The following is a 23,262-nucleotide window of genomic DNA, read 5'->3' on the forward strand; positions in this document are numbered from 1 at the left end:
AGACTTTTTGTTGTGCTTATTATATGTGCTAGATAAAAGAATATAGTTTTGCATCTGTCGATCGCTCTAATAGAGCTAATAAGAGATATTTAACAATGACATAAGTTAAAACAGACATTGCATAACAAAGTATGAATGTCTGTTTAGAAAAAACATTAGCTATAAAGTAGTAGAGTGCTTTGATGAATTACTAAGCGATACGAGCGTTATGGGTAGGTCGTACGATACGCCATAGGATCAACCCGTGTACCACTAGGAGTACACTAAACAAAATCAAGGACTGCTCAGGAATACTCAACCCCATAAATGTCCAATCGACAGAGGCGCATTCACCAGAGCCTGCAAACACCTCTTTGAATACTTGCAAGATAGGCAGGGTATCAAGCCAATAGTCCAAACCCGGACCACATGAAGGAACTTGGTCGGCAGGCAAATGTTGTAACCATACATGGCGCGCGGCAACAGCAGTCGCCCAGCCAATACCTGCCAAGCTACCAAGCCATAACAGCAGCCTGACAACTTTAGACTTAGGATTGAACAACGCTGATAGTAAGGCAAAACCGCCCATGACCATCAGACCAATACGTTGAAAAATACAGAGTGGACAAGGGGATAGTCCAAGATGCCGCTGCAAGTAAAACAGCGCAAAACTCATGCCTGTTATGGCCATTATCACCAAAAATACTTGCAAGTTACGGTAAGTGGTCAGGTGTCGCATAGTGCGTTACTCTTATATAGTCATCTACAATAGATGTTGGATAGCAGTCAGAACCTAGTAATCAGAGCTCAGTAATCAGAACCTATCAATCAGAACTCAGTCATAAAGACTCAGTAATCAAAACTTAGCGATACTGCTGCAAAAATTCCATAAAGTCTTCTGTTTCAGACTTTTCAATATCAGCTTGTTGTAGAACAGATTTTTCTGCCAATACTTCATACTTTGCTTGGGTATTCGGACTGAGTGTTTGTTGCAACAGAGAGTCACGATGCTGCTGAGCCAAAGTAAAGCCAAGCTGCCATAGGCTACCCAAACGTTTGCTATCTGAGTTTACTTGCGCAGATATGGTCGACTCAGAGTGTCCTGCCTTGCCTTGCATCAATGCTACTGCTGCGCGGTAGTCATTACCACCGTAGTGAGCATCTAACAATGCGGCAAGGGGCTGCATACGCTCCAAATGCGTGAGCATCCAACGCTCTAGTGACTGCTCTTGACCATTATTGATAATGTGTAAATCATCGCGGCGACCTTCATTGACCACACGCTCAAGATTGATAGCGAGTGTCTCTTCTTCTTCAGGAAGCAAGTCTGGCGACTCACTGAATAGACAGTAGAGCGCCATCACTTCTAAGAAGCAAGCACTGGATAGACGGATACCGACATCGCTATAAGGATCAAGGTCAATCGCACGAAACTCAACATAAGCGATACCGCGACGTTCAAGCGCTTCGGTCGGTGTCTCACCACTCAACGCAATCTGTTTAGGACGAATAGGGCTGTAATATTCGTTTTCTATCTGGAGGATATGATTGTTGATTTGGACAGGATTACCATCAGCGTCTTCTAAACCAAGTTTAGAAAAGCTGTCATGCGGCGTTTGAATCGCACGGCGTAGCCCAGCGACATATTCTGGCAGATAGTTATAACGAATATCTAGCTGTTCTTGCACGCTATTGGTGTAGCCAAGCTTACCCATGCGCAGGCTCGTCGCAGCAGGCTTGTAGTAGGTCGAGTCATTGAGCAACTCGAGATCATGCTCACGCCCTGCTACAAAACAAGGACACACGCTTGGGCTAGCGCCCAGTAAATATAGCACAAGGCTGGTTAGGCGCTTGAAGTTACGAATCAGTCCTAAGTACTTCTCGTTTTTGAACTCTGTCAGTGTCTGGTCTTGTGCCGTTGGGGTTTGCGCTTGCCACGTTTCAAAGAGCGTATCACCAAAAGACAAGTTGTAATGTAGACCTGCGATGGTCTGCATGCGGCGACCATAACGAATACCCAAACCACTACGATATAAGGTTTTTAGCTTGCCTGTGTTAGAGCTGCCATAATCAGCCAATGGAATGTCTTCATCTTTCGATGACAACATACAGGGCATAGATAGAGGCCACATTAGCTCACCTTCAGGCATCCCCTGATATACCAACACGTGCAGCTGGCGCAACATGTTTAGGGTCTCTTTTGGCGAGGTTTTTGGTTCGGTGATGAGCTCGAGTAGGCTCTCTGAATAGTCAGTGGTAATAAAAGGATGGGTCAGTTTTGATCCCAATTTGGCTGGATGCGGTGTCTGGGCCAAAAAACCATCGGGCTTTACGCGCAGACCTTCTTTTTCGATACCACGAAGCATACCTGTTAGGTGCTGGCTATCGAACCAGTTGGGAATGTCAAAGTTAACAAAGCTACTCGTAAAATTACTCATAATAGTCATCTATTGTTATTTATTATGGCGGATCAAAACACGATGGGCGTTTGTCCATAAAATAGGTAAATGTTAGGTCAATAATCCCGTCAGTTTAGCTCAAAGCCGTATTGAAAACCACGGACAATTACAAATACGATAAGCTTTAGGAGAGATGATTTATCGAAGTTTTTCTCAGTATTTAGAGCCAAATTCGCTCATACTCATACTAGCCAGTTTTATCAGATAGACTTGGGAGTGATAAAAAAAGCATCTACCGTGTAGATAGATGCTTTGACCGTTATGCTCTAAATCACCCCATACTGTTTTAGCGCGCCCACTAAGGATCTTAGGCCATAGTGCTAAAACGACAGGCAGTTTAAATAGAGAATGACGAGCCGCAGCCGCAAGTAGTGGTTGCGTTTGGGTTGGTCACCACAAAACGAGCACCCTCTAATCCTTCGGTATAGTCAACAGTAGACCCTTGCAAGTACTGATAGCTTAGTGAGTCGACAACCAAGGTCACATCACCATTATCAAAATTGGCATCGTCTTCGTTTAGATCATTGGCAAAGTTGAACCCATAGGAAAAACCAGAGCAACCGCCACCAGTCACATAGACGCGTAGCATCAGATCGCTATCACCTTCTTCTTCGCGCAGACGGCGTACTTTTTGGGCAGCACTATCAGTTAGACTCAATACGGTTGGGTCTACTGGCTGACTTGAGCTTGGGCTAAATTGGTTGGCTGATTCGTTCATATCTACCTCAGTTGCTAGGATCAAATGCGGTCGTCCTGTTTGGGTTTGCAATAAAATGATTGCAAAAAAAGATACGCACGGCGTTTGATTTGATTGGGTGCTGTCGTTATGTCAAAACTAGTAATGCATTATAAGCTGCTTTAAAAGGGTATTTGCGCTGCCACAATGCGTTATAGATACTGGGCGCTTATATCCTGCACTGGTGCTATATACCTATATTAAGCGCTTATTTTTTAGCAGTATATCATAATGGGGGTACGGATTCGTTTGTCAAGAGTGACACGATTCACTGTGTGCTAATCACATCATTGGTCACCATAAATAATGGATTAATATACTGATATTGTCTGTGCTATTTTCCTTGTTGGGCTTCTATCTATCGTGTCTTCATCGTTGTTTTTAGAGTGAGGACATGCTCTAGTATAAAGCACTATTAGACAGTACTAGAATGTATAACGCTTACTAGGCAGTATTGATGCTCGCTGTCTGTGTATAGGCGCATTGTGTTCATAACCTTTATAATAGCAATCTTTATAATGCTACTCGGTATTTGAGCGATCAATAGTTGGTTATCGAACCTCAAGCTATTAGCATAATAAATGCTTAGTTTTGAAATAGTTATTTAATTGTTTGCCTATGGGGCAAGCGTTTGAAATAATAGCCGCCAGTTGGCATACCCTATGTGTGTTTATTATTGCCCTATATTTATATTATTGCTGAGATGAAGAAATTATATGATCGAATTTAAAGACGTTGGTGTTCGCCGTGATGGTCGTGAATTGTTTGCAGGTGCAAGCTTTCAGCTCCATCCAGGTCACAAAGTTGGCTTAACGGGCAACAACGGCACCGGCAAGTCGACCTTGTTTGCACTATTACTGACGCAGATGGGCAAAGGTGATACCGAAGTCACGCTGGATAGAGGCGAAGTCAGTATTCCTGATAGCTGGCAAGTGGCGCATATGGCGCAGGAAGTGGGCGCGACGACGCAGTCTGCGGTTGATTATGTACTCAGCGGTGATGAGCAGTGGTATGAAATCAATGCGGCACTTAATGACTTAAGCAGCGTCAGTGATGAGCAAATTGGCGTATTGCATCAGCAGTTTGATGAAATTGATGGCTATCGTACGCCGACCAAAGCCGCTCAAATTATGGCAGGTCTTGGCTTTAATACCAGCCAGCATGAGCTGCCTGTAGAAGGGTTTTCTGGTGGTTGGCGTATGCGCTTGAATCTCGCCAAAACCTTGATGAGCCGCGCTGATCTGATGTTACTCGATGAGCCAACCAACCATTTGGACTTAGACGCTATCTTGTGGCTTGAGACATGGATCAATGCTTACATGGGTCTGGTTATTGTCATCTCGCATGACCAAGCTTTCTTGGATGCGACAGTTGGTCATATCCTGCATGTCGAGCAGCAAAAAATCACCCTTTATACCGGTAATTATCAGCAGTTCATTCGTACCCGTCATGAGCGTATGGCGCAGCAGCAGCAAGCGTTTGAGAAGCAAGAAGCGACCAAGGCGCATTTAGATGATTTCATTCGTCGTTTCCGTGCCAAAGCCAGTAAAGCGAAGCAGGCACAGAGCCGTATCAAACAGCTAGAGCGTATGTCAGAGCTGTCACCAATGATGGCGGACAATCCATTCTCATTTCAGTTTTATGAGCCAGCAAATATGAGCTCACCACTGATTGAGCTGACTCATGCAGACATTGGCTATAGCGAGACGCCACTGCTACACAATGCCAGCATGCAAGTGACGCCAGACACGCGTATTGGCTTGCTGGGTATGAATGGCGCGGGCAAATCAACATTGATTAAGGCGTTAGTCGGTGAGCTTGGCGTATTGACAGGGACTTACCGCGTTTCAGATACTCTAAAGCTCGGCTATTTCAACCAGCATCAAATGGATATCTTGGACGCCAAAGCCACGCCTATAGAGATGCTGCGTCGCCTAGCAGGTAAAACCTCCGATGCATTGTTACGCTCATTTTTGGGCAGTTTTGATTTTCGCGGTGAGCGTATTGATACCCCAAGTGAGCTGTTCTCTGGTGGTGAGCGTGCGCGTCTGACATTGGCGTTGATCGTTTGGCAGCGTCCCAACGTTCTCGTACTTGATGAGCCAACCAACCATTTGGACTTACAGATGCGCCAAGCATTGACCATTGCACTGCAAGGGTTCCAAGGTGCCGTGGTACTGGTATCGCATGATCGTGAGCTGATTGCCAATGTCTGTGACGAGCTGTATCTGGTACATGATGGCAAAATCGATGAGTTCGATGGTGATATCAGCGACTATGGTAAATGGCTGGCTGAAAAGCGTAAGCAAGAAAGCACACAAGAGAAGAGTAACCATAAAAAGAAAAGCAAAAAAGAGAGTAAGAAGTTTGTTTCACGTGAAACAGATAATAGCCAAGTCAGTAATAAAGCAGCTGACAACTCCTCAAAAAGCAAAACGATAGCGCCCGCACTTAGTAAAGAAGAACAGCGTAAGCTCGCTGCTGAACAACGCAAATTGACAGCGCCTATTCGCCGTGAGATAGAGGACACAGAGAAGTTGCTAGCTAAAATTGACGGGCAGCTCGTGACGCTTGAGGAAAAGCTGGCTGATACGACTCTATATGAAGAGAGCCGTAAGTCTGACTTGCTGGTTTTGTTAAATGAGCAAACGGCGCTACAACAGCAGCATAGTGATAATGAAGAAAAACTGTTGCTATCGATGACGACATTAGAAGAAATGGAAAGTAGGTTTGCATAAACCGCTTTGAATACTTAACAGTGAACAATAAAAAAGGGAGGGCGTTAGCCCTCCCTTTTTTTTAGACTATGACATCATTCTTTACGGTATTTACCATCACCGTAAGACAGTACTTCCATTGTGGTCGTACAAAGTTTACAGTTTATTTGACCAGCAGCGGCTTTCGATAAATCAAGGATGCGTCCACGAATGAATGGACCTCTATCAGTGATTTTTACGACCACGCTCTGCTTTGTCTTTTGGTTAGTTACTTGAACCTTCGTACCGAACGGTAACGTGCGATGTGCAGCGGTTAAAGAGTTCATATTAAAGATACTACCACTCGCTGTACGCTTCCCATGAAACTTACTACCGTAGTAACTGGTATTACCAGCAAAAACCGTAGTGCTCAGCAATAGTGATAACGCGACAACCAAAGACTTGATTAAATAAGACATTTAATACCTATAAGCAATTAATAAAATAGACAGATGCTCTTGCCTACGCTATCTATACTCCCTATGAGTATGAATAATGAGGGGATTCTACAAGAGATAGCTTGTCATATTATTACTACTGTGTAAAAAACTCATCAGGTCAAATGATTGTTTTTTAAGGAGAAAAATACGTTTTTGGCAAGAAAAATTGATATGAAAAAGACTTAATATGACGCAATAGAGATTGGTTCTCATAAACAAGCTGACAAAATACTGGAGACTGGATAATACAATGCAAATAGGTAATATATAAATACAAGTACTATCGATATAGCATTATTAAAGTGGCTTATACCTATCAAAACACTGACCATTAATTGTAACTAAACCTTTCTATAATGTTTCTAGGCCACTAATATAAAAAATTAAATACTCTTCCGAACGCTTTATAAAAAATATTTATCAATTAAAAAGTATCGAGCCCAGAGTAAAAATACTTATTTATCTGCATCATAAAGTTTCAGCATCACTTTGCGCCATGACTGGTAATATTTATATAACGGTGTTTGTCTTTATTATTATTACCATAAAAGGTAAGTTAGAAAGAGACAATATACCAATATTAAGTGGTCATTTATGACCTATCGTTCAAAACTGGTAAACCGATATCACTAATATGCTTTTATTTTGAGGGAAATAACATGGCAGAGAAAAACTACTATGACATTTTAGGGGTCAAAAAAGATGCTTCAGATGCTGATATCAAAAAGAAATACCGTAAGCTCGTTCGTCAATATCATCCTGATGTCAGCGATCATCCCGATGCGGACAATAAAATTGCAGAAATAAACAACGCTTACGAGACCATCAGAGACAAAGACAAACGCGCTGAGTATGACGCGATGCTAAACAATCCATTTGCAAATCAAAGCCGCGCAAGTGGCTTTGGTGGACAGAGTAGTGGGGGGCAAGGCGGGTTTCGTTGGGAAGATATCAAAAGCCAGTTTGGTGATGGTGAGGCTTTTGGTGATGGTGGTTTTCGCTTTGATGATATTTTTTCAGCGTTCGGTCGCGGCGCGCGTGGATCAGCTGGTGGGCAAACGGGTAGTCGCTCTCAAAGCAGTGGATTTGATCAGTTTGGTGGTGATTTTGGTACGCAAGATAGCAAAGGCCAAGATCAACATGCCGAGATTACGGTTGATTTATCCTCAGTATATAGTGGTGACGACTACAGCATCAAGCTAAATGTCCCTGTGCGCCAAGCTAATGGCAACGTCGACTATGACAACAAAACCCTAAAAATAAAAATTCCAAAGGGTATCACGGATGGTAAGCAGATCAGGTTGGCTGGACAAGGCGCTGCTGGTAGCAGTCATGGTAAAAATGGCGACTTGTTTTTAAAGGTTAAAATTCGCCACGATGCCAATATCCGAATAGAAGGCGCGGATGTCTATCAGACCGTAAATATTGCACCATGGGAAGCGGCACTGGGCGAAAAAATAAATGTCGACACGCCAGCGGGCACGCTTGGGGTAACGGTGCCCAAAAACAGCAAATCAGGTAGCAATCTGCGTCTAAAGGGTAAGGGTATTCCTGCCAAACAATCAGGCGATTTGTACTTAACTTTAAATATTGTCAATCCTGATATCAGTAGCGAAAAGGCCACCGATGCGTATGAACAGCTCAAGCAAGCCTTTGCTGATACTAGTATCAACCGTTAAACGACGCCCTTGATGAGAGTCATCTACCACTACAATGATAAGCTGCGCGTAGAGATGACTAGGATAACGATGAAATAGAGCAAACGAGGATAATAGCTATGAAACACTCGACTGAATTTACTGACATTATCATGAGTTTAGATGAGCTAGTCACGGCCTGTGGTCAAGAGCGCCAATGGGTCATTGAATTAATCGAAGAAAATATTATTGAGTATGATGTGCCAGAGCGCGAACAGTTCACTGGTTATCAGTTGACGACCGTACGCCGCGCCTCACGGTTGAGTCGTGATTTTGAAGCCAGTGTACCTGCTATTGGTTTAATTATTGAGTTATTAGATGAAGTTGAGCAGCTACGCCAACTCAAACGTCAAACAGAGCTGCAAACCCCAGTTATAGAGATTGATATAGACAGTATAAAGTAGTTATTTACTGGTAGTATTCAATAAAAAAGGGCCTTTCAAAGGCCCTTTTTTATGTCTATAGAGATGCTGCGCCAAACATTAGCGCGAGTAAGTAGGATCAGCGGCAGCGGTAAATAGTACATCCGTTGAAGAGTTCAAGGCTGTCTCTGCTGAATCCTGAATGACGCCAATAATAAAGCCGATGGCCACCACTTGCATGGCGATATCATTTGGAATACTAAATAAGCTTGCCGCTAGTGGAATGAGCAACAACGAACCACCAGCCACACCAGAAGCACCGCATGCACTGACTGTTGCAACGAGGCTTAATAACAGTGCTGATGCAAACGTGACTTCGATACCCAATGTATGAGCGGCCGCAAGCGTTAACACGTTAATTGTGATTGCAGCACCCGCCATATTGATGGTGGCACCCAATGGAATGGTTACTGAATATGTGTCCTCATGTAGACCCAGTTTGCGTGCCAGGTTCATGTTTACTGGGATGTTGGCAGCTGAACTACGGGTAAAGAATGCTGTAATACCTGACTCACGTAAGCAAGTAAACACAAGGGGATAAGGGTTTTTGCCAGTCTTTACAAGGATAATCAATGGATTGGCAACCAAAGCAATAAATAGCATACAGCTGATGAGTACCATCAAGATACGCGCATAACCTGCCAAAGAAGCAAAGCCTGTCTCAGCGACAGTGCTGGCGACCAGTCCCAAAATACCAAATGGGGCCAACGCGATAATCCACTTAACAACCTGTGAGATGGCATCAGCAAAATCACCAACGACATTGCGCGCACTATCACTGGCCTGACGCAGGGCAAAACCAATGATAATCGCCCATGCCAATATACCAATGTAGTTGGCTTCAGCGATGGCATTGACTGGGTTTGCGACCAGATTCATCAACAAATTCGTTAATACTTCTTTCAAATCAGCAGGTGGTACTTGCGCGATATCGGCGTTTATTAAGACCAAATTCGTCGGGAATAAAAAGCTGGCACCGACTGCAGTTAGTGCGGCCAAAAAAGTACCGAACATATACATGATCAGCACAGGCTTTACGTAGACTTCATTACCACTGCGGTGCTGACTAATTGCTGCCATGACCAAAACAAATACCAAGATAGGAGCAACTGCTTTTAACGCACCGACAAACAGTGTGCCGAGTAAGCCTATGGCAATACCCACACTTGGGGCAAGCCAACCGATCAGTACGCCTAACACCAAACCAATAATAATGAGCGGCACCAGCCCTATACGCTGATACATCGCAATCAATGAACGCATGTATACATCCTCGACGTCTGTCAAAAGTAAATGAATTGTTTAAGGGAAAATTTGTCGATGGATGGTAGCATTTTTTGGCATATTCGCATACCGCTCATAGCAGTGAGTGCTGTATGCAAAGTGGAGCGTAGTAGGTCAGCATCGCGAATAGGATAAAATATGACGCTGAGATGGGTTAACTCTAGATAATGCTGAGCTAAGTCTAGACAATAAAAATGCCTCAATAATGAGGCATCGAAAACCGTGATATATAAGGTAACAGGTAGATTTTATGACAGTAAATTCGATAAAAAGCGACAAAGTGACAAAGTGACAAAGTGACAAAGTGACAAAGTGACAAGGCAAAGCTAAACCTTAAAGTGGGTCAACTCATAGCCTGATTGCTGATACGCTTTATACTTATCACGGCCCGCTTGAGTACTCGCCGTATCTGGTTTGATCAGCTCAAGGACTCGGGAGGGTTTGGCATTACTAGTAGCCGCCATGAAATCATTAACAGGATGTGAAGTGGTATTGAGCACAATACCGTTGAAGTCTGTCGGCATGTGATTACCAAGCAATACAGGTGTCACAGACTTACTAGCCGCCATATCGACATCAGTCTGATTATCTAAAAGACACTGATGCGGTATAAAGCTCGTGGCATCTTGCGCCCAAAGTGCCGTATCTAGGCCTGATAGCAATGCTTTATCTTCAACTAAAATAAGCAAAGACTGAGCGCTTTTGTTGAGCGCCGTCTGAGTCAACTGACAAATAAAGCCCAAGAAATCTTGGGCCTTACTCTCACTTAATACATAAAAGCTGATCTTCATAGAACGCTTATACTCTGTCTGCGCTGTTTTTTAGATATTGCATGAATAGTGGCACAGGACGACCAGTCGCTGCTTTGTCTTTACCTGAATTCCAAGCCGTACCAGCGATGTCTAAGTGCGCCCATGCTTGACCTTCTTCAACGAAGCGAGATAAGAAGCAGGCGGCAGTAACAGCACCAGCACCTTTGCCGCCAATGTTTTGCATATCAGCGATTGGGGAGTCGAGCTGAGCCTGATACTCGTCATCTAATGGCATATGCCAGACAAGATCGCCTGATAGGTTGCTTGCGTTTTCTAAGTCAAACAATACGTCTTCATCGTTACTAAATACCGCTGAGCGCACATGACCTAAAGCAACCACACAAGCACCAGTCAGGGTTGCTACATCGATAATGGCTTTTGGGTTGTAGCGCTGTACATAACATAAGGTATCCGCGAGCACTAAGCGACCTTCGGCATCCGTATTCAAGATTTCAACTGACTTACCATTCATCGCTTTTACGATATCGCCTGGACGTGTGGCATCACCTGATGGCATGTTTTCAGCGCAAGCGAGTGCGCCAACGACATTGATAGGTAGACGCGCTTCACACAAAGCTTTGATGGTACCAAGTACTGACGCTGAGCCGCCCATATCGAACTTCATCTCATCCATTGCTGCGCCCGGCTTGATTGAAATACCACCTGAATCAAAAGTGACACCTTTACCGACCAATACGATTGGGGCATCATCGCTAGCGTTGTCTGCTTTCTTAGCTGATTTTTTGGTTGGTAGCTTATCAGCCAGTGCTTTTAGACCAGATACTTTTGCATTGCTACTGGTTGACTCAGTGGTTCCTGCCTCTGTACCAAATGCTGATTTGCCGCGATACTCCATCAGTACCAGCTTGCCTTCTTTGGTAGAGCCTTGTGCAACGGCTAAGAAACAATGCATACCTAGCGCAGTCATTTCATCTTCGCCAAGTACCTTGACGGTCAACAAATCAGGATAAGTGGTTGCAAGCTCTTGAGCTTGTTCTGCCATATAAGCTGGGAAGCAAATATTACCTGGTTCATTGGCCACGTCACGAGTGAGGCTCTGACCGGCGAATACTGACTGAGCGAAGGCAAGTGCAGGCTGTAATGACTCATCAGCTACTAGGTAGACATCGGTCAATACAGGCGTCGCTTGCTCAGATTTGTATTTATCAAAACGATAGCTGGCAGCTAGTAGATTGAGCGCAAATTGACCGAAGTGATTCTCTTCTAGCGCGTCGCCCAATGCAACTGTAATAGAAGACACACGCTTTTGTGTGCTGCTATAGATGGTCTTAGCAATTTTTTGCAGTACAGTGTTATTGAACTTATCCATGTTGCCCACACCGACTAGCAGTAACTGTACAGGATTCTGTTTGGTTGTCTTTTTATCACCTGCCAACGCATAGTCAGCAACGGTCTCACAGGTAGTGCCTTTGAAATGTGACACGTCTATCAACTGCTCAATACGAGCGGTATATTCGCTCAGCACAGTTTCTGCAAGAATGTTTTTCTTATCATCGACCAATACAACCAGACAAGCGTCGTCTTTGCTTTTGGCTTCTTTTTTTAGCATTTTTTGCGTATGGGTCTTTGGTAGGTGCTGAGATAATTTGATATTCATATCGTTATCCTTATTAGAGTTATGAAAAATACAGCGTTCGTATGATTGCGTATGCCTGTTAAATTATTAGAGTATTTGGCCTATTGAGCAATCACAGTAGTGTAGCATATTGCGATGATAGTGCGCAGTTAGCAAGGCTTAGGTAATAAGTTCGTACAATTTTACTGCGCCAATTTACACGATCATTTTAAGACTTAGCCATTAACCAATTCTTCTGTTGTCATTAGGGCACTGAATCTATCTTGCAATGCTGCCATCGCCGTATCATGCATAACTTCAGCACTGATGGTTTCTTTTTTGGCACTAGGTAGGTCGCGAGTTGCACAAGCGTCATAACAGACAAAGCTATCAAAGCCCAAATCAAATGCGGCGCGAACGCTTGAGCTAACACACATATGACTCATAAAGCCTGCAAAAATAACTTGCTGCTTTGATGCAGATGAAATCATTGATTGTAGCTGAGTATCGTGAAACGCATTGGGATGTTTTTTGGCAATGACTGCTTCGCCATCCTGCGGCTGGAGCTGCTCAACAATCTCAACATTGGCTGATAAAGGGTCAAAGACATTACCGTTTTCTGGTCCGTGATGCGTAATATGAAAGACAGGGACAGCTTGTTGGCGGGCTTTATCAAGTAATCGCTGCGCGTTTCCAATCGCTTTGGTGCCAGCGTCCCCTAATGGCATCGCGCCATCGACATATTCATTCTGATAATCGATAAGCACGAGCGCGCAATTTGACCAGTCAAGTGCATCAAACGTGCCGCCAGCGAGTTCGAGTAGGGTAGAGGGGGTAGAAGTTGTGTTATTCATTAATCTTATTCTCCATTTGATGATATAAAAATAATTTTTGTTTTTACTTAGCTTTATTTAGCAATGTCACTCAGTCTAGCAATTAATATTAGCCATACGCACTCAGTGATACGAACGACAAACAAACCTTTCTAAAATAAATAAAGTAAAAATATGATGGAAGAGACGTGTTTCATTTAATCTCATCTAAGACTGGGTTACTGCTTCATTCAATATTTGCTATATTTCTCTCTTACTGTCAATAATGCGCTGTCAGCAAGGTGTAGGTAATGTTTTCAAACACATTTCACAGCCATTTTTAGGCAAAACATGCTAGCATTAGCGGTTATATTTGCCGCTTGCATTTATTTAGTGTGACTAATTAATTGTTCAGCAGTATTTACTGTAATCTGCGGGTCTGTTTGACTCTATATCTTGCCTATGCTGCATTATCGTCGCCCTCAAATCCGATGATGACTGCTCAATCAACCACGCGCCTATCAACTGTTTAAGAGTACCCATTGTGATATTACGCCGCTATATGACTCAACAAGTTGCCTCGACCACAGCTCTGGTGTTGGGGTTTTTAGTGGTAATGATGCTTGGTGGACGTTTGATACGTTATTTTGGCATTGCTGCCGAAGGGCGTTTGGACGTTAGCCTATTGTTCACGATCATTGGGTACAATCTGCCGTACTTTTTAGAATTGATATTGCCGTTAGCTTTTTTTATTGCCTTGATGTTGGTGTTCGGTCGCTTATACGTCGATCAAGAAATGGCAGTTATTAATGCTAGCGGCGTGTCTCGTGGTAGATTGGCGCGATTGATGACGCCATTGATACTAGCATTGTTTGTTGGTGAAGCGGCGTTATCTATTGTTGGTAAACCATGGGGCGTACGCTCATCTGAGGCGGTCTGGCAGCAGCAAGCACTGACCAGTGCGTTTGATTTGATTCGACCGAATGAGTTTATCAGTAGCGGTAACTATCACTTATATGTAGGCAGTCTCAGCGATGATAAGAAAAAACTGCAAGATGTGATATTGATCCAGTCTGAGCCTACGTCAAAAGGCAGTGATACTAAAGATGCTGCCGATATGAACAACACCATTGATAAAAAGACAGCAGATCAGGTCGGCATCTCTGATATGCCAAAAGACATTGTAAATAGTAGTGCACAAAATATCAGTAAGGATACGATTACGCTTGCCAAGCGTGCTGAGCAAGTAAACACGGGTAATAGCGGCGTGACACAATTGGACTTGTTCCAAGGTCGTCGTTACGAAGTGGGCGCAGGCAGCTTAAAATACAATCAAGTGGCTTTTGATCGTTATCGCATCACACTCACCGAATCCTCACAAGACATTATCACCGAGGACAATATAGAAACCCAAGCGATTGGACCTCTATGGCGCGCTGCAACGGGTGACGCACGGACCAGTACTAATAACGCGCTGCGTGCTGCCCAAGGTGAGCTGGGTTATCGTCTCGCATTACCATGGCTGATGATTATCGCACCGATGCTAGCAGTACCGCTTGCACAGGTACGTCCACGCCAAGGACGTTGGTTGCGTCTGTTTCCCTCTATCTTGTTATTTGTCAGCTGTGCGTTGGGTATTATCTCGCTCAAAAATGCGGTGAGTAAAGGCAGCGTCAGCGTGTGGGCATATGCATGGTTAGTGCTAGGATTTATGGCATTGGCGCTCTATTTGAATTGGGGTAGCCGTGTGCAGCATCGCCTGCGTTTTCGCAAACAAGAAAATAGACTGGCTGCAGCCACTGCACATAGTGATATCGATAATAACAACAACCGCTCATCAGGAGGGCAGTCTTAATGCGCTCTTTATTTGCTAAGTCTGTAAGCACTGACCAACTGGCCAAAAAACCAGGTAGCCTAAAAGTGCTGGGTCGCTACGTCAAACTTAATGCCTTGCTTGCTATTATCGCTGCTGTTATGGGTCTGTGGGCATTGCAGCTGGTATTTTCTTATTTGTCAGAGCTTGATTCTTTGGACGATAGCTATACGATGGGTGAGGCGCTCAAATATATCTTTTATCGTTCGCCGTACTTTTTAGAGCAGTTTATCCCCACGGGTGCTTTATTGGGCGCTGTTATCGGACTGGGTTTACTCGCTAATAAAAGCGAGCTGGTCGTCATGCGTGCAGCTGGAGTTAGCATCTATCGTATCGTTGGCTGGGTCTTACAGCCCGCTTTGATTTTTGTGCTACTGGCACTGGCGATCAATCAGTTCGTGCTACCGCATTCCAATCAATTGGCAAAGCAAATCAACGATGAGGACAATATTTCATTAGTCACTTCGGTGCGCGGCTATTGGACGATACAGCCACGATTTGATAGCGCAGAGGATGGTAGTGCCATACCTGATGGTAGCGATATTTTGTACATCGATTACGCGGATGTCGAAGGTAATATTGGCGAGGTCAAACGTTGGCATTTAGACAATAATGGCAATCTGCAAACGGCAGTTCATGCTGAAGGTGGCAACTATACAGGGCGTGAGCCGATTGATCTTAGCAGTGACAAGCCAAGCGAGCAGTATCGCTACGAGTGGCAACTGAATGATATGGTCAAGCTCAGCATCAATCAGGGTTTTGAGAGTAGTCAAGCAGTCTCGGCCTCAGATACCCTCAGTTTACCTTTTGCCCCAGAGTCGGTGTACTTGCTAACGCGCAAAGCAGAAGACTTGTCATTGACGCAGCTGTACGAGCATCGCACGTTTATGCGTCAACAGGGCAATCGCTCCTTAGAGCATGAAGTGGCGTTCTGGCAAAAACTATTGTCACCCTTGTCGATATTGTCATTGGTCATCGTTGCTTGCTCGTTTGTCTTTGGCTCGCTACGGACACACAGCTTAGGCTTGCGTATCGTCGTAGCCTTGCTGTTTGGATTGCTATTCAGCTATATACAAGACTTGGTTGGGTTTGTATCGCTTGCCACAGGATTCTCGCCCATGCTTATGGTGCTGTTACCGATTATCGGCAGTGCAGCGCTCGGTGGTTATTTGATAAAACGTCAAATGTAGCAGACAACCTATACCCTTGAATAAACCAATAAAAAGCACGTTACATCAGATGTAGCGTGCTTTTTTTATGACGATCTTTTGTGACTCAATGCTAAATATTATTCTTTGATCGCCATGGTAATCGTATAGGTTTTACCTTGTTTGATTTTATCGCTATTGCCAAACACTTCGGTAAACGAGCGCTTCACAAATTGACGTAGGCCATTGATGGTCACCACATAAAAACGTCCACCTTTACGCATGCGCGCATAAGCATCGAGGAAATACAGATAATGCTGTTCTTTACCTACTTTGGCGGGCAAGTTTGACATCACAAGGCTAAAGTCTTTGTCGGCTGCCACATGGTTGAAGCCATTTGATAAATGCACATCGACGTTTTTTAGACCGTTTTTCTCACAGTTAAGGCGCGCATACTCTACCGCCATAAAGTCTTTATCAATGAGCGTATGCTGACCATTCGGACACTCGCGTGCTGCCGTCATACCCAGCACACCATAGCCACAGCCCAAATCGATCGAATCATCATCGTCTTGAAAATCTACATAATCAAGCAGCATCAGGCTACCATCATCGAGCTTTTGCGGTGAAAAAATGCCCCACGTGGTCGCAAAATCAAACGGCTTGCCTAGCACGTCTTGGCGAAAATTAATGTCTTCGCGCCAGTGTTCAGCGTTTTTGAGTAGGTCAGCAGGTGGTCTATGGCTCATGGGATTCTCAATTGATAAGTATGGTGAGTATTGTAGCGACAACCGAATAAAATTTCAGCTTACTTTTTGGTTTGCTTCTCTGTTTTAAATGGACTAGAGAACTGCAATATCAAAAAACTAACAACAGATAAAATAATAGCGATCTCGTAGCGGCTGTAAGCGACTGAGATGCCAATAGCACCCGTATTCCATAAACTTGCTGCTGTCGCTGTACCCTGCCGCCACTTTTAAAAATAGCGCCACCACCGATAAAGCCCATACCAGTGATAATACCGTACATAATACGTGCTTCGGCATCACCATCTGAATAAATATCTCGACCCACCAACATAAAAGCACAGGAGGCAATCGTCACTAGCGGAAAGGTTCTGAGCCCAGCACCACTGTCTTTCATCTCCCGATTGAGAGCAATGGGCAACGACAATATAAAAGCAATGCACAACTGAAAAAAATGATAACCCATTAACTGTAAGTCGATATCAAACCCAAACACAGCGTACCCCGCTATTCACAAGCCAGTAGACAATAATTCATGATACAGGGTTATGGCTCATTTAAAAAACAGCGATGTTTTTTTACTGGTTTCTGCACTATCGTCATCGCTTCAGGGTATAGGTTTGTGTCATCAAGACTTTTTAATACTACTGTACCAGCCGCTTCTTCAATAAGTGATCAAACACAAACGGTCCAAAGGGTAGAAACGAGCCAAGCACACCAGCGGGTAGCGCCCATAGGGGCAGTTTTATTCTACCCGCTGTGATGATTAGCACCATGATATAGGCAACGAATAACACCCCATGCACTGGGCCGACATAGCTTACCGCTTCAGGCATGCCCAACATATATTTGAGGGGCATGGCGATACCAAGTAACAGCAAAAAAGACGTGCCTTCCAAATAACCCATAATAGTAAGATTTCGAAGAGCAGCATTTTGCTTTTTGGTTAGGGTAGATAAGGTAGACGGCTGAGCTTGCGACACTATGTATTCCTCTGACGATCATGAATCAATGTTGAATGATAATTTTGCTCACCACGCTACCCAAAAGTTACCCACGCGGATGATGCGTAGCATGTAACTGCTGCAATCTTGCGGTCGCCACATGGGTATAGATTTGCGTGGTGGATAAATCACTATGCCCAAGCAATAACTGCACGCTACGCAGATCAGCACCATGATTGAGTAGATGGGTAGCAAAGGCGTGACGCAGGGTATGCGGTGATAGTTCTTTATCGATACTGGCAACTTTGGCATACTTTTTAAGTAGATACCAAAAGTTCTGACGCGTCATATAACCACCTTGCGCAGTCAAAAACACTGCTTGGCAATTACCAGATTTCAAATGCGCAATCAAATCCCCGCGTCCATGAGACAGATAGTCTTCTAGCGCGTCACTGGCATATTCACCGAGTGGCACCAGCCTCGTTTTATTTCCTTTACCTGTGATTTGTAGCCAGCCAGCATTTAGGTTCACTTGTTCTAGTGCTAGGTTTATCAGCTCACTGACGCGCAGACCGCAGGCGTAGAGTACTTCTAGCATGGCTTTGTCGCGCAGTCCGAGAGCAGTGCTGGTATCAGGCGCGGCTAAGAGGTTATCAATATCAGCCTCGCTCAAGTCTTTTGGCAGTGGGCGACCAAGCTTTGGACTTTTGATACGTTCACAAGGATTGTCTTCACGTAGGTTGCTCGCGATCATCCACAGATAGAATTGACGTAGGCTTGAGAGCATACGCGCTTGGGTACGCGGGGTTTTGCCATCTTGAGTGAGTAGTGACAGACAGTGCAGCACATCATCAGGCTGCCAGCGAGTCAGGGCAATAGGATTGGTTAATTCACAAGCACGTAAATCGCGCACATACGCATTACGAGTACGCGTTGCCAGGCCACGTGCCAGCATAGCTTGACGAAATTCCGTCATATAAGCTGGCTCATCATCGACTGCCAGTGCTTTGGGTTGCCTTTGCTGTACGGCGCGCTCACGGCTCATAAGACAATCTCAGATAAGGGGTAGGTTAGCAGTGACAGGTAATTATTAGGAAAAAACCAGACCTATTACGCCTCTTTTTTCTTAACCACATAACGATACAGCGTCACGCTTGCAGGTGTAGTATCGTCACTATCGATGGTAATTTCGTCAGGGTCAGTGTCTAAGCTTACGTTTTCAGCCAGCGTTTCTTGACCAATTAGCTCATGACCCAAATGACGACAGAAATTTGGAATATCGCGAGTGGTAGCAGGGTCGGTTGCCAGTATTTCGATCATATCCCCACTGTCTGCTCTGCGGATGACTCGGTGTAGCATCATCACAGGCTCAGGGCAGATCAGCCCCTGCGTGTCTAGATGATGGTTGATCGGGGTATCTGGTATAGAAGTGGTCATAGTCATTATCGTAAAGCTAAATAGGTGGGTTGAATAACAGTTGGTTTGCGTGATTTATTGATGCGTGCTGTCTGAATCGTCTACCATATCTGTCTCTGGCGTTTCGTCGTTATCAGGTAAGTCAGCCACTTCTAAAAAGTTGAAAAAGCGCTTAAAACTTACTTTAAATAAAAAAGCCACACCGAGCCAACAGGACAATCCCAACCAGACAGTATCTGCAAATATTAACCCACCAACGAGTATGATAGTCGAGACACCAATGCTCATCGCGATCATCGAGGGCTGGTTCAAACGGTAGCGATACACCACCAGCGCATCATAAATAGTAATAGGAATGGTGAGAGCAACTAGAGCATAGGGTAGGTTATAAAACAATCGATAAAGAAGCTGGTTGTCATGGAACATCTTGATGCTAGCGATGGTGCCAAAGACCACAAATGCGAGAATAGCCGCATAAATAAGATAAATCGCTACTTGGTTTGCACGCTGCGCACCTCTAATACGGGCAATAGCAAGTGGTGCAAAACCATGTTGCGACTTAGTATGCAAATCTTGGTCTGAAGCGGTGGTCATAGTAATCAGTCATTTATCTGTGGAAAGAGACGATATAGCGAAGTCGCCTCATAAGGCAACTATGTATTTTAGGTATTTTTTTAACTAGTCGGCTTTGATCGCGTCAATAGCCATACTGCTGCTTGGATCCGAAAAGTAAGTCGACATCAGGATACAGGCAGAGATATCATCAATCGGGTCGCGCTCGTTTTTTATCCAACCATTATCCCATGCGATTTCTCTTGCTTCGATTGAGGTTAGGCGCTCATCACATAGTGACACGGTTACGGGCAGATGTTGCTCCATAACCCTATGTGCTAGACGTCGCGCGAATTTATGTGCCCGCTTTGAGAGCATAGAGCTGCTGCCATCCATATTAAGTGGTAGACCGACGATAACTTGTGCCACGCCCCAGACCTTGATAATACCGATTAGATTGTCCCAGTCAGGCTGACCATTGTTCATCGCCAAAATGTCAAATGCACGGGCGGTCTGAGTCATGGTATTACCAAGCGCCATACCCATTTTTTTGACACCATAATCTAGTGCCAAAATAAGATGCGGCTTTACCGTTGGTTCAGCACTCTCAGTAATGCCGGTCTCAGCAGTACTGTCATTGTTACTATCAATGGTACTAAGGTCGCTGGTATTCAGGTCATTATGACTGACACCAGGGGCATTGAGACTATCAATGGCACTATTTATAGCGTCTTTGCTAGTGGCTGTAAAAGGGCTATCTACCATAGTCACGACTATCCTTTGGTTCTCTATCTGTATTTATAAGACGCAATGCATAAAACATATGATATCAAGCGTGACCAATGTCACTGCTGAGATAATCAAAATTGACACCGATTTTGTCCGCAGCGATTTGCCAACGTTCTTCAAATGGCGTATCAAACAGTAAATTAAGGTCGGCAGGGCACACCAGCCAATCACCATTACTCAGTTCTTGGTCTAACTGTTTTTTGCCCCAACTGGCATGACCCAGACACAGCTGATAATGACCGACACCTTGTCCTGCAGCGATACGCTTTAGGATATCTTGACTGGTTGTGATACAGACGTTTTCCGAAATCGCAAAAGAGGACGCCCACTCTGGTTGACCAGTATGCAGCACAAAACCAACCTCAGGATACATGGGACCACCTTCTAGTGCCACATCTTCCATGACTTGTGGATTGGTCACTTCGATATCTAAATCTTCTAATAACTTACCGACTCGAGATTGCTCAAGTGGACGATTAACCATCAGACCTAGCGCACCATGCTTGTCATGACGGCAGATGTAGATGAGCGCCTGCTCAAACCTGGGGTCTGACAGCTCCGGTGCTGCAATCAAGAAGTGATGGGTCAAATTGGTTTTAGACATAGAAACAAACGCAACCGAATAAAAAGGGTGAGAGACCACTATATGGTGATAACGGATAGAAAAGCAAGATTCACGCCACATGCTACTGACGGTTATAATTGTCTAGTAAACACTGTTATCTAGTAAACACTGTTTTGCTGACAAACAATAAAAGATTTGGCGATAGTGGGCGTGCTATTTGATAGTAGGCTATTTGACATCAGACAATAAGCTGCGAGCATGATCACGAGTGACCTCTGTAATAGTCACCCCGCCAGACATACGTGCCAGCTCATCTACTTGTGCACTATTAGTCAATATGAGTAGCTCGCTTTCAGTTTGCTCTTGATGATGCTTTTGTACCAATATATGCTGATGCGCCTGCGCTGCGACTTGGGCTTGGTGAGTAATGGCAAGCAATTGCTGCGTTTGCCCTAGTGTGCGTAGCAGCTCACCAACGACTTGTGCCGTACCGCCACTGATACCGACATCGACTTCATCAAATACGAGCATGGGCTTGGCAGCATTATTATCAGCATTGGTCGCTTGTAGTACTTGCATGACCAGCGCCATGCGCGATAGCTCACCACCTGAGGCGATTTTGTGTAGTGGCTGCATCGGCATACCGACATTGGCACTGAACAGTAAGTCGACATCGAAGCACCCCTGCGCGTTATAGTGACTCGGCTCTGCCTTTTCGGTAAATACAAACTCGCAGCGAGCATTGGGTAGTGCAAGCGGCTGTAACTGCTCAATAAGCTGTTTACTGATTGAGGGCGCCGCTTTTGTACGCGCTTTATTTAGCTGAGCTGCCAATGCTAAATAGTCTTGCCAAGCTTGCTCGATTTGCGCGGCCATCACATCACTGCTCGGCTCATTTTCTAATTGCTCTAATTGCTCTTGCCATCCTTTTGCTTCATCGATCAAATCACTCGCTGGCAAGTTGTGCTTGCGAGATAGGCGATGACCCAAACTGATGAGATTGTCTAATGATTGCAAACGCTCAGGGTCAGGCAGTTGCTGCTCAGCATAGTCCGACAGTAGGGTCGTGGCTTCAGTGATTTGTTGCTGTGCCAAATGCAGCTGTTCAGAGGCTTGCTCAAATGTTTGGCTGACACTTACTTGATGATCACAGAGTTTTATAGCCTGACCAAGCAACGTCATAACGTCTGGTTCGTCGGTATCATTATCGAGCAGATGCAAGCCATGACTGGCTTCTTGCATGAGCGCTTCGATATTGGATAACTCTTCATGCTCAGATTCAACGTCTGTATAATCGACAGCCAATAAAGGGGTGACATCCGCCAGTTGGCTTTGTAATAATTGAATACGGTCTTGACGCTGTGCTTCACGGCTAGCGAGGTCATCAGCGCGGCGCTTTAGCTGCTGATACTCCTGATAGCTACTGGCAGTTTGTTCAGCTAGTGGCGTGATTTGTGCCATCTCATCTAACCATTGCACCACAAACTGTGGTTTCAGCAAGGCTTGCTGAGCATGTTGACTGTGTATATTGACCAGTAACGTACCCAAGCTTTTTAGCTCAGCCAAGCTGACGGGCGAACCATTTAACCACGCTTTTGAGCGTCCTGTATCACTGAGCTGGCGACGAATAAGCACTTCAGGCTCTTCTAGCGCTCGATCATTTTTGGTAAACCACTCAGTGATAACAGGGTTATTCGCTATATCGAACTGAGCATAGACATCTGCATGTGCTGCGCCGTGTCTGACCATCGCACTGTCTGCACGCGCGCCGACACATAAAGACAGTGCATCGAGTAATAACGACTTGCCAGCCCCTGTCTCACCAGTGATGACATTGAAACCTTCAGCCACACTCAGCTCATGCTTAGCGATCAATGCAAACTGATGTAAAGTTAATGATACTAGCATCAACGCCTCTCGTGACAGACAATGGACTTCATATAAAACTCAAGGAGCCATCTATGAAATGGGATGAATAATGAGATGATTTTATCTATTTAACCGTATTAAGTAGATAGATATTGTAGGCAAATAGTATGGTGCTAAATAGGCTTAAATACAAACTTTAAGACGATGTATAATAGACTTTCTTCTAGGAAGAGTATCATATAACTATCGAAAATAGACCGCAAGTCATTACTATAATGTCTACAATATCAACTATTAGGATAGTTTGATGTCTCAAAACCAAGTAGGTATATAAACAGCCAATATATAAAATAACTCAGGCAGTGCTCATGACAGCCTATCCCTTAT

21 protein-coding genes and 1 pseudogene are annotated in these 23,262 nt (G+C 44.5%); 5 read left to right on the forward strand and 17 right to left on the reverse strand.

From position 1 onward, the window contains the following. Window positions 1–190: 190 nt before the first annotated feature. The 3 genes from AC5JPY_RS07940 to erpA form a co-directional block, all read right to left on the reverse strand. A complete protein-coding gene (locus tag AC5JPY_RS07940; protein WP_443524977.1) occupies window positions 191–718 on the reverse strand; it encodes a disulfide bond formation protein B in 528 nt (175 codons plus the stop codon). A 124-nt stretch (window positions 719–842) separates the two neighbouring features. Further along, complete coding sequence (gshA, locus tag AC5JPY_RS07945) at window positions 843–2,417, reverse strand: glutamate--cysteine ligase (RefSeq protein WP_443524979.1); 1,575 nt, start codon at window positions 2,415–2,417, stop codon at window positions 843–845. A gap of 358 nt (window positions 2,418–2,775) precedes the next feature. Then, a complete protein-coding gene (gene erpA, locus AC5JPY_RS07950) occupies window positions 2,776–3,156 on the reverse strand; it encodes an iron-sulfur cluster insertion protein ErpA (protein ID WP_057757666.1) in 381 nt (126 codons plus the stop codon). Window positions 3,157–3,890: 734 nt separating this feature from the next. Between erpA and AC5JPY_RS07955 the strand changes: the two genes are divergently transcribed. Then, a complete protein-coding gene (locus AC5JPY_RS07955) occupies window positions 3,891–5,912 on the forward strand; it encodes an ATP-binding cassette domain-containing protein (protein ID WP_443524980.1) in 2,022 nt (673 codons plus the stop codon). A gap of 74 nt (window positions 5,913–5,986) precedes the next feature. Here AC5JPY_RS07955 and AC5JPY_RS07960 read toward each other — a convergent pair whose 3' ends face one another. Further along, window positions 5,987–6,349: a septal ring lytic transglycosylase RlpA family protein gene (locus AC5JPY_RS07960; protein WP_319050774.1), complete on the reverse strand. Its 363-nt coding sequence runs from the start codon at window positions 6,347–6,349 to the stop codon at window positions 5,987–5,989. A gap of 680 nt (window positions 6,350–7,029) precedes the next feature. Here AC5JPY_RS07960 and AC5JPY_RS07965 point away from each other — a divergent pair. Both AC5JPY_RS07965 and AC5JPY_RS07970 read left to right on the forward strand, forming a co-directional pair. Continuing rightward, window positions 7,030–8,049: a DnaJ C-terminal domain-containing protein gene (locus tag AC5JPY_RS07965; RefSeq protein ID WP_493852333.1), complete on the forward strand. Its 1,020-nt coding sequence runs from the start codon at window positions 7,030–7,032 to the stop codon at window positions 8,047–8,049. Window positions 8,050–8,147: 98 nt separating this feature from the next. Next, window positions 8,148–8,471, forward strand: a complete 324-nt coding sequence (locus AC5JPY_RS07970; protein ID WP_493843991.1) for a chaperone modulator CbpM — start codon at window positions 8,148–8,150, stop codon at window positions 8,469–8,471. 78 nt (window positions 8,472–8,549) lie between these two features. Here the strand turns inward: AC5JPY_RS07970 and sstT are convergent, their stop codons facing one another. From sstT to AC5JPY_RS07990, 4 genes are all read right to left on the reverse strand, one after another. After that, window positions 8,550–9,752, reverse strand: coding sequence for a serine/threonine transporter SstT (gene sstT / locus AC5JPY_RS07975; protein ID WP_493852334.1), 1,203 nt, complete (start codon window positions 9,750–9,752; stop codon window positions 8,550–8,552). A 347-nt stretch (window positions 9,753–10,099) separates the two neighbouring features. Then, window positions 10,100–10,564, reverse strand: coding sequence for a DNA polymerase III subunit chi (locus tag AC5JPY_RS07980; protein WP_443524987.1), 465 nt, complete (start codon window positions 10,562–10,564; stop codon window positions 10,100–10,102). A 7-nt stretch (window positions 10,565–10,571) separates the two neighbouring features. Then, entirely contained in the window at window positions 10,572–12,203 is a 1,632-nt protein-coding gene (locus AC5JPY_RS07985; protein WP_443524989.1) for a leucyl aminopeptidase, read from the reverse strand. 194 nt (window positions 12,204–12,397) lie between these two features. Beyond that, window positions 12,398–13,015 carry a cysteine hydrolase family protein gene (locus tag AC5JPY_RS07990; RefSeq protein WP_443524990.1) on the reverse strand — a complete coding sequence of 206 codons (618 nt, stop codon included), beginning with the start codon at window positions 13,013–13,015 and terminating at the stop codon, window positions 12,398–12,400. Window positions 13,016–13,535: 520 nt separating this feature from the next. Here AC5JPY_RS07990 and AC5JPY_RS07995 point away from each other — a divergent pair. Next, window positions 13,536–14,828, forward strand: a complete 1,293-nt coding sequence (locus AC5JPY_RS07995) for an LPS export ABC transporter permease LptF (protein ID WP_443524991.1) — start codon at window positions 13,536–13,538, stop codon at window positions 14,826–14,828. Further along, on the forward strand, window positions 14,828–16,036 hold the full coding sequence (gene lptG / locus AC5JPY_RS08000; RefSeq protein ID WP_443524993.1) for an LPS export ABC transporter permease LptG: 1,209 nt from the start codon (window positions 14,828–14,830) through the stop codon (window positions 16,034–16,036). The genes AC5JPY_RS07995 and lptG overlap by 1 nt, the downstream gene beginning before the upstream one ends. Before the next feature lie 98 nt (window positions 16,037–16,134). Here the strand turns inward: lptG and AC5JPY_RS08005 are convergent, their stop codons facing one another. From AC5JPY_RS08005 to recN, 9 genes and pseudogenes are all read right to left on the reverse strand, one after another. After that, window positions 16,135–16,743 (reverse strand): class I SAM-dependent methyltransferase, encoded by a 609-nt coding sequence (locus AC5JPY_RS08005; protein WP_443524994.1) that lies wholly within the window; start codon window positions 16,741–16,743, stop codon window positions 16,135–16,137. 59 nt (window positions 16,744–16,802) lie between these two features. Next, window positions 16,803–17,206: pseudogene (locus tag AC5JPY_RS08010) on the reverse strand (MgtC/SapB family protein). Between the two features lie 178 nt (window positions 17,207–17,384). After that, window positions 17,385–17,723, reverse strand: a complete 339-nt coding sequence (locus AC5JPY_RS08015; protein ID WP_443524995.1) for a DUF3817 domain-containing protein — start codon at window positions 17,721–17,723, stop codon at window positions 17,385–17,387. A 67-nt stretch (window positions 17,724–17,790) separates the two neighbouring features. Then, window positions 17,791–18,729: a site-specific tyrosine recombinase XerD gene (xerD, locus tag AC5JPY_RS08020; protein WP_443524997.1), complete on the reverse strand. Its 939-nt coding sequence runs from the start codon at window positions 18,727–18,729 to the stop codon at window positions 17,791–17,793. A gap of 65 nt (window positions 18,730–18,794) precedes the next feature. Next, window positions 18,795–19,121 (reverse strand): sulfurtransferase TusA, encoded by a 327-nt coding sequence (gene tusA, locus AC5JPY_RS08025; RefSeq protein WP_443524998.1) that lies wholly within the window; start codon window positions 19,119–19,121, stop codon window positions 18,795–18,797. A gap of 54 nt (window positions 19,122–19,175) precedes the next feature. Then, window positions 19,176–19,694 (reverse strand): hypothetical protein, encoded by a 519-nt coding sequence (locus AC5JPY_RS08030; RefSeq protein WP_443524999.1) that lies wholly within the window; start codon window positions 19,692–19,694, stop codon window positions 19,176–19,178. Window positions 19,695–19,778: 84 nt separating this feature from the next. Further along, window positions 19,779–20,267, reverse strand: a complete 489-nt coding sequence (ruvX, locus tag AC5JPY_RS08035) for a Holliday junction resolvase RuvX (RefSeq protein ID WP_443525533.1) — start codon at window positions 20,265–20,267, stop codon at window positions 19,779–19,781. Between the two features lie 214 nt (window positions 20,268–20,481). Beyond that, window positions 20,482–21,045: a YqgE/AlgH family protein gene (locus tag AC5JPY_RS08040; RefSeq protein WP_101204671.1), complete on the reverse strand. Its 564-nt coding sequence runs from the start codon at window positions 21,043–21,045 to the stop codon at window positions 20,482–20,484. Window positions 21,046–21,234: 189 nt separating this feature from the next. Then, window positions 21,235–22,914 (reverse strand): DNA repair protein RecN, encoded by a 1,680-nt coding sequence (recN, locus tag AC5JPY_RS08045; protein ID WP_443525001.1) that lies wholly within the window; start codon window positions 22,912–22,914, stop codon window positions 21,235–21,237. Between the last annotated feature and the right edge of the window lie 348 nt (window positions 22,915–23,262).

It is taken from the genome of Psychrobacter sp. H27, from assembly GCF_059072655.1.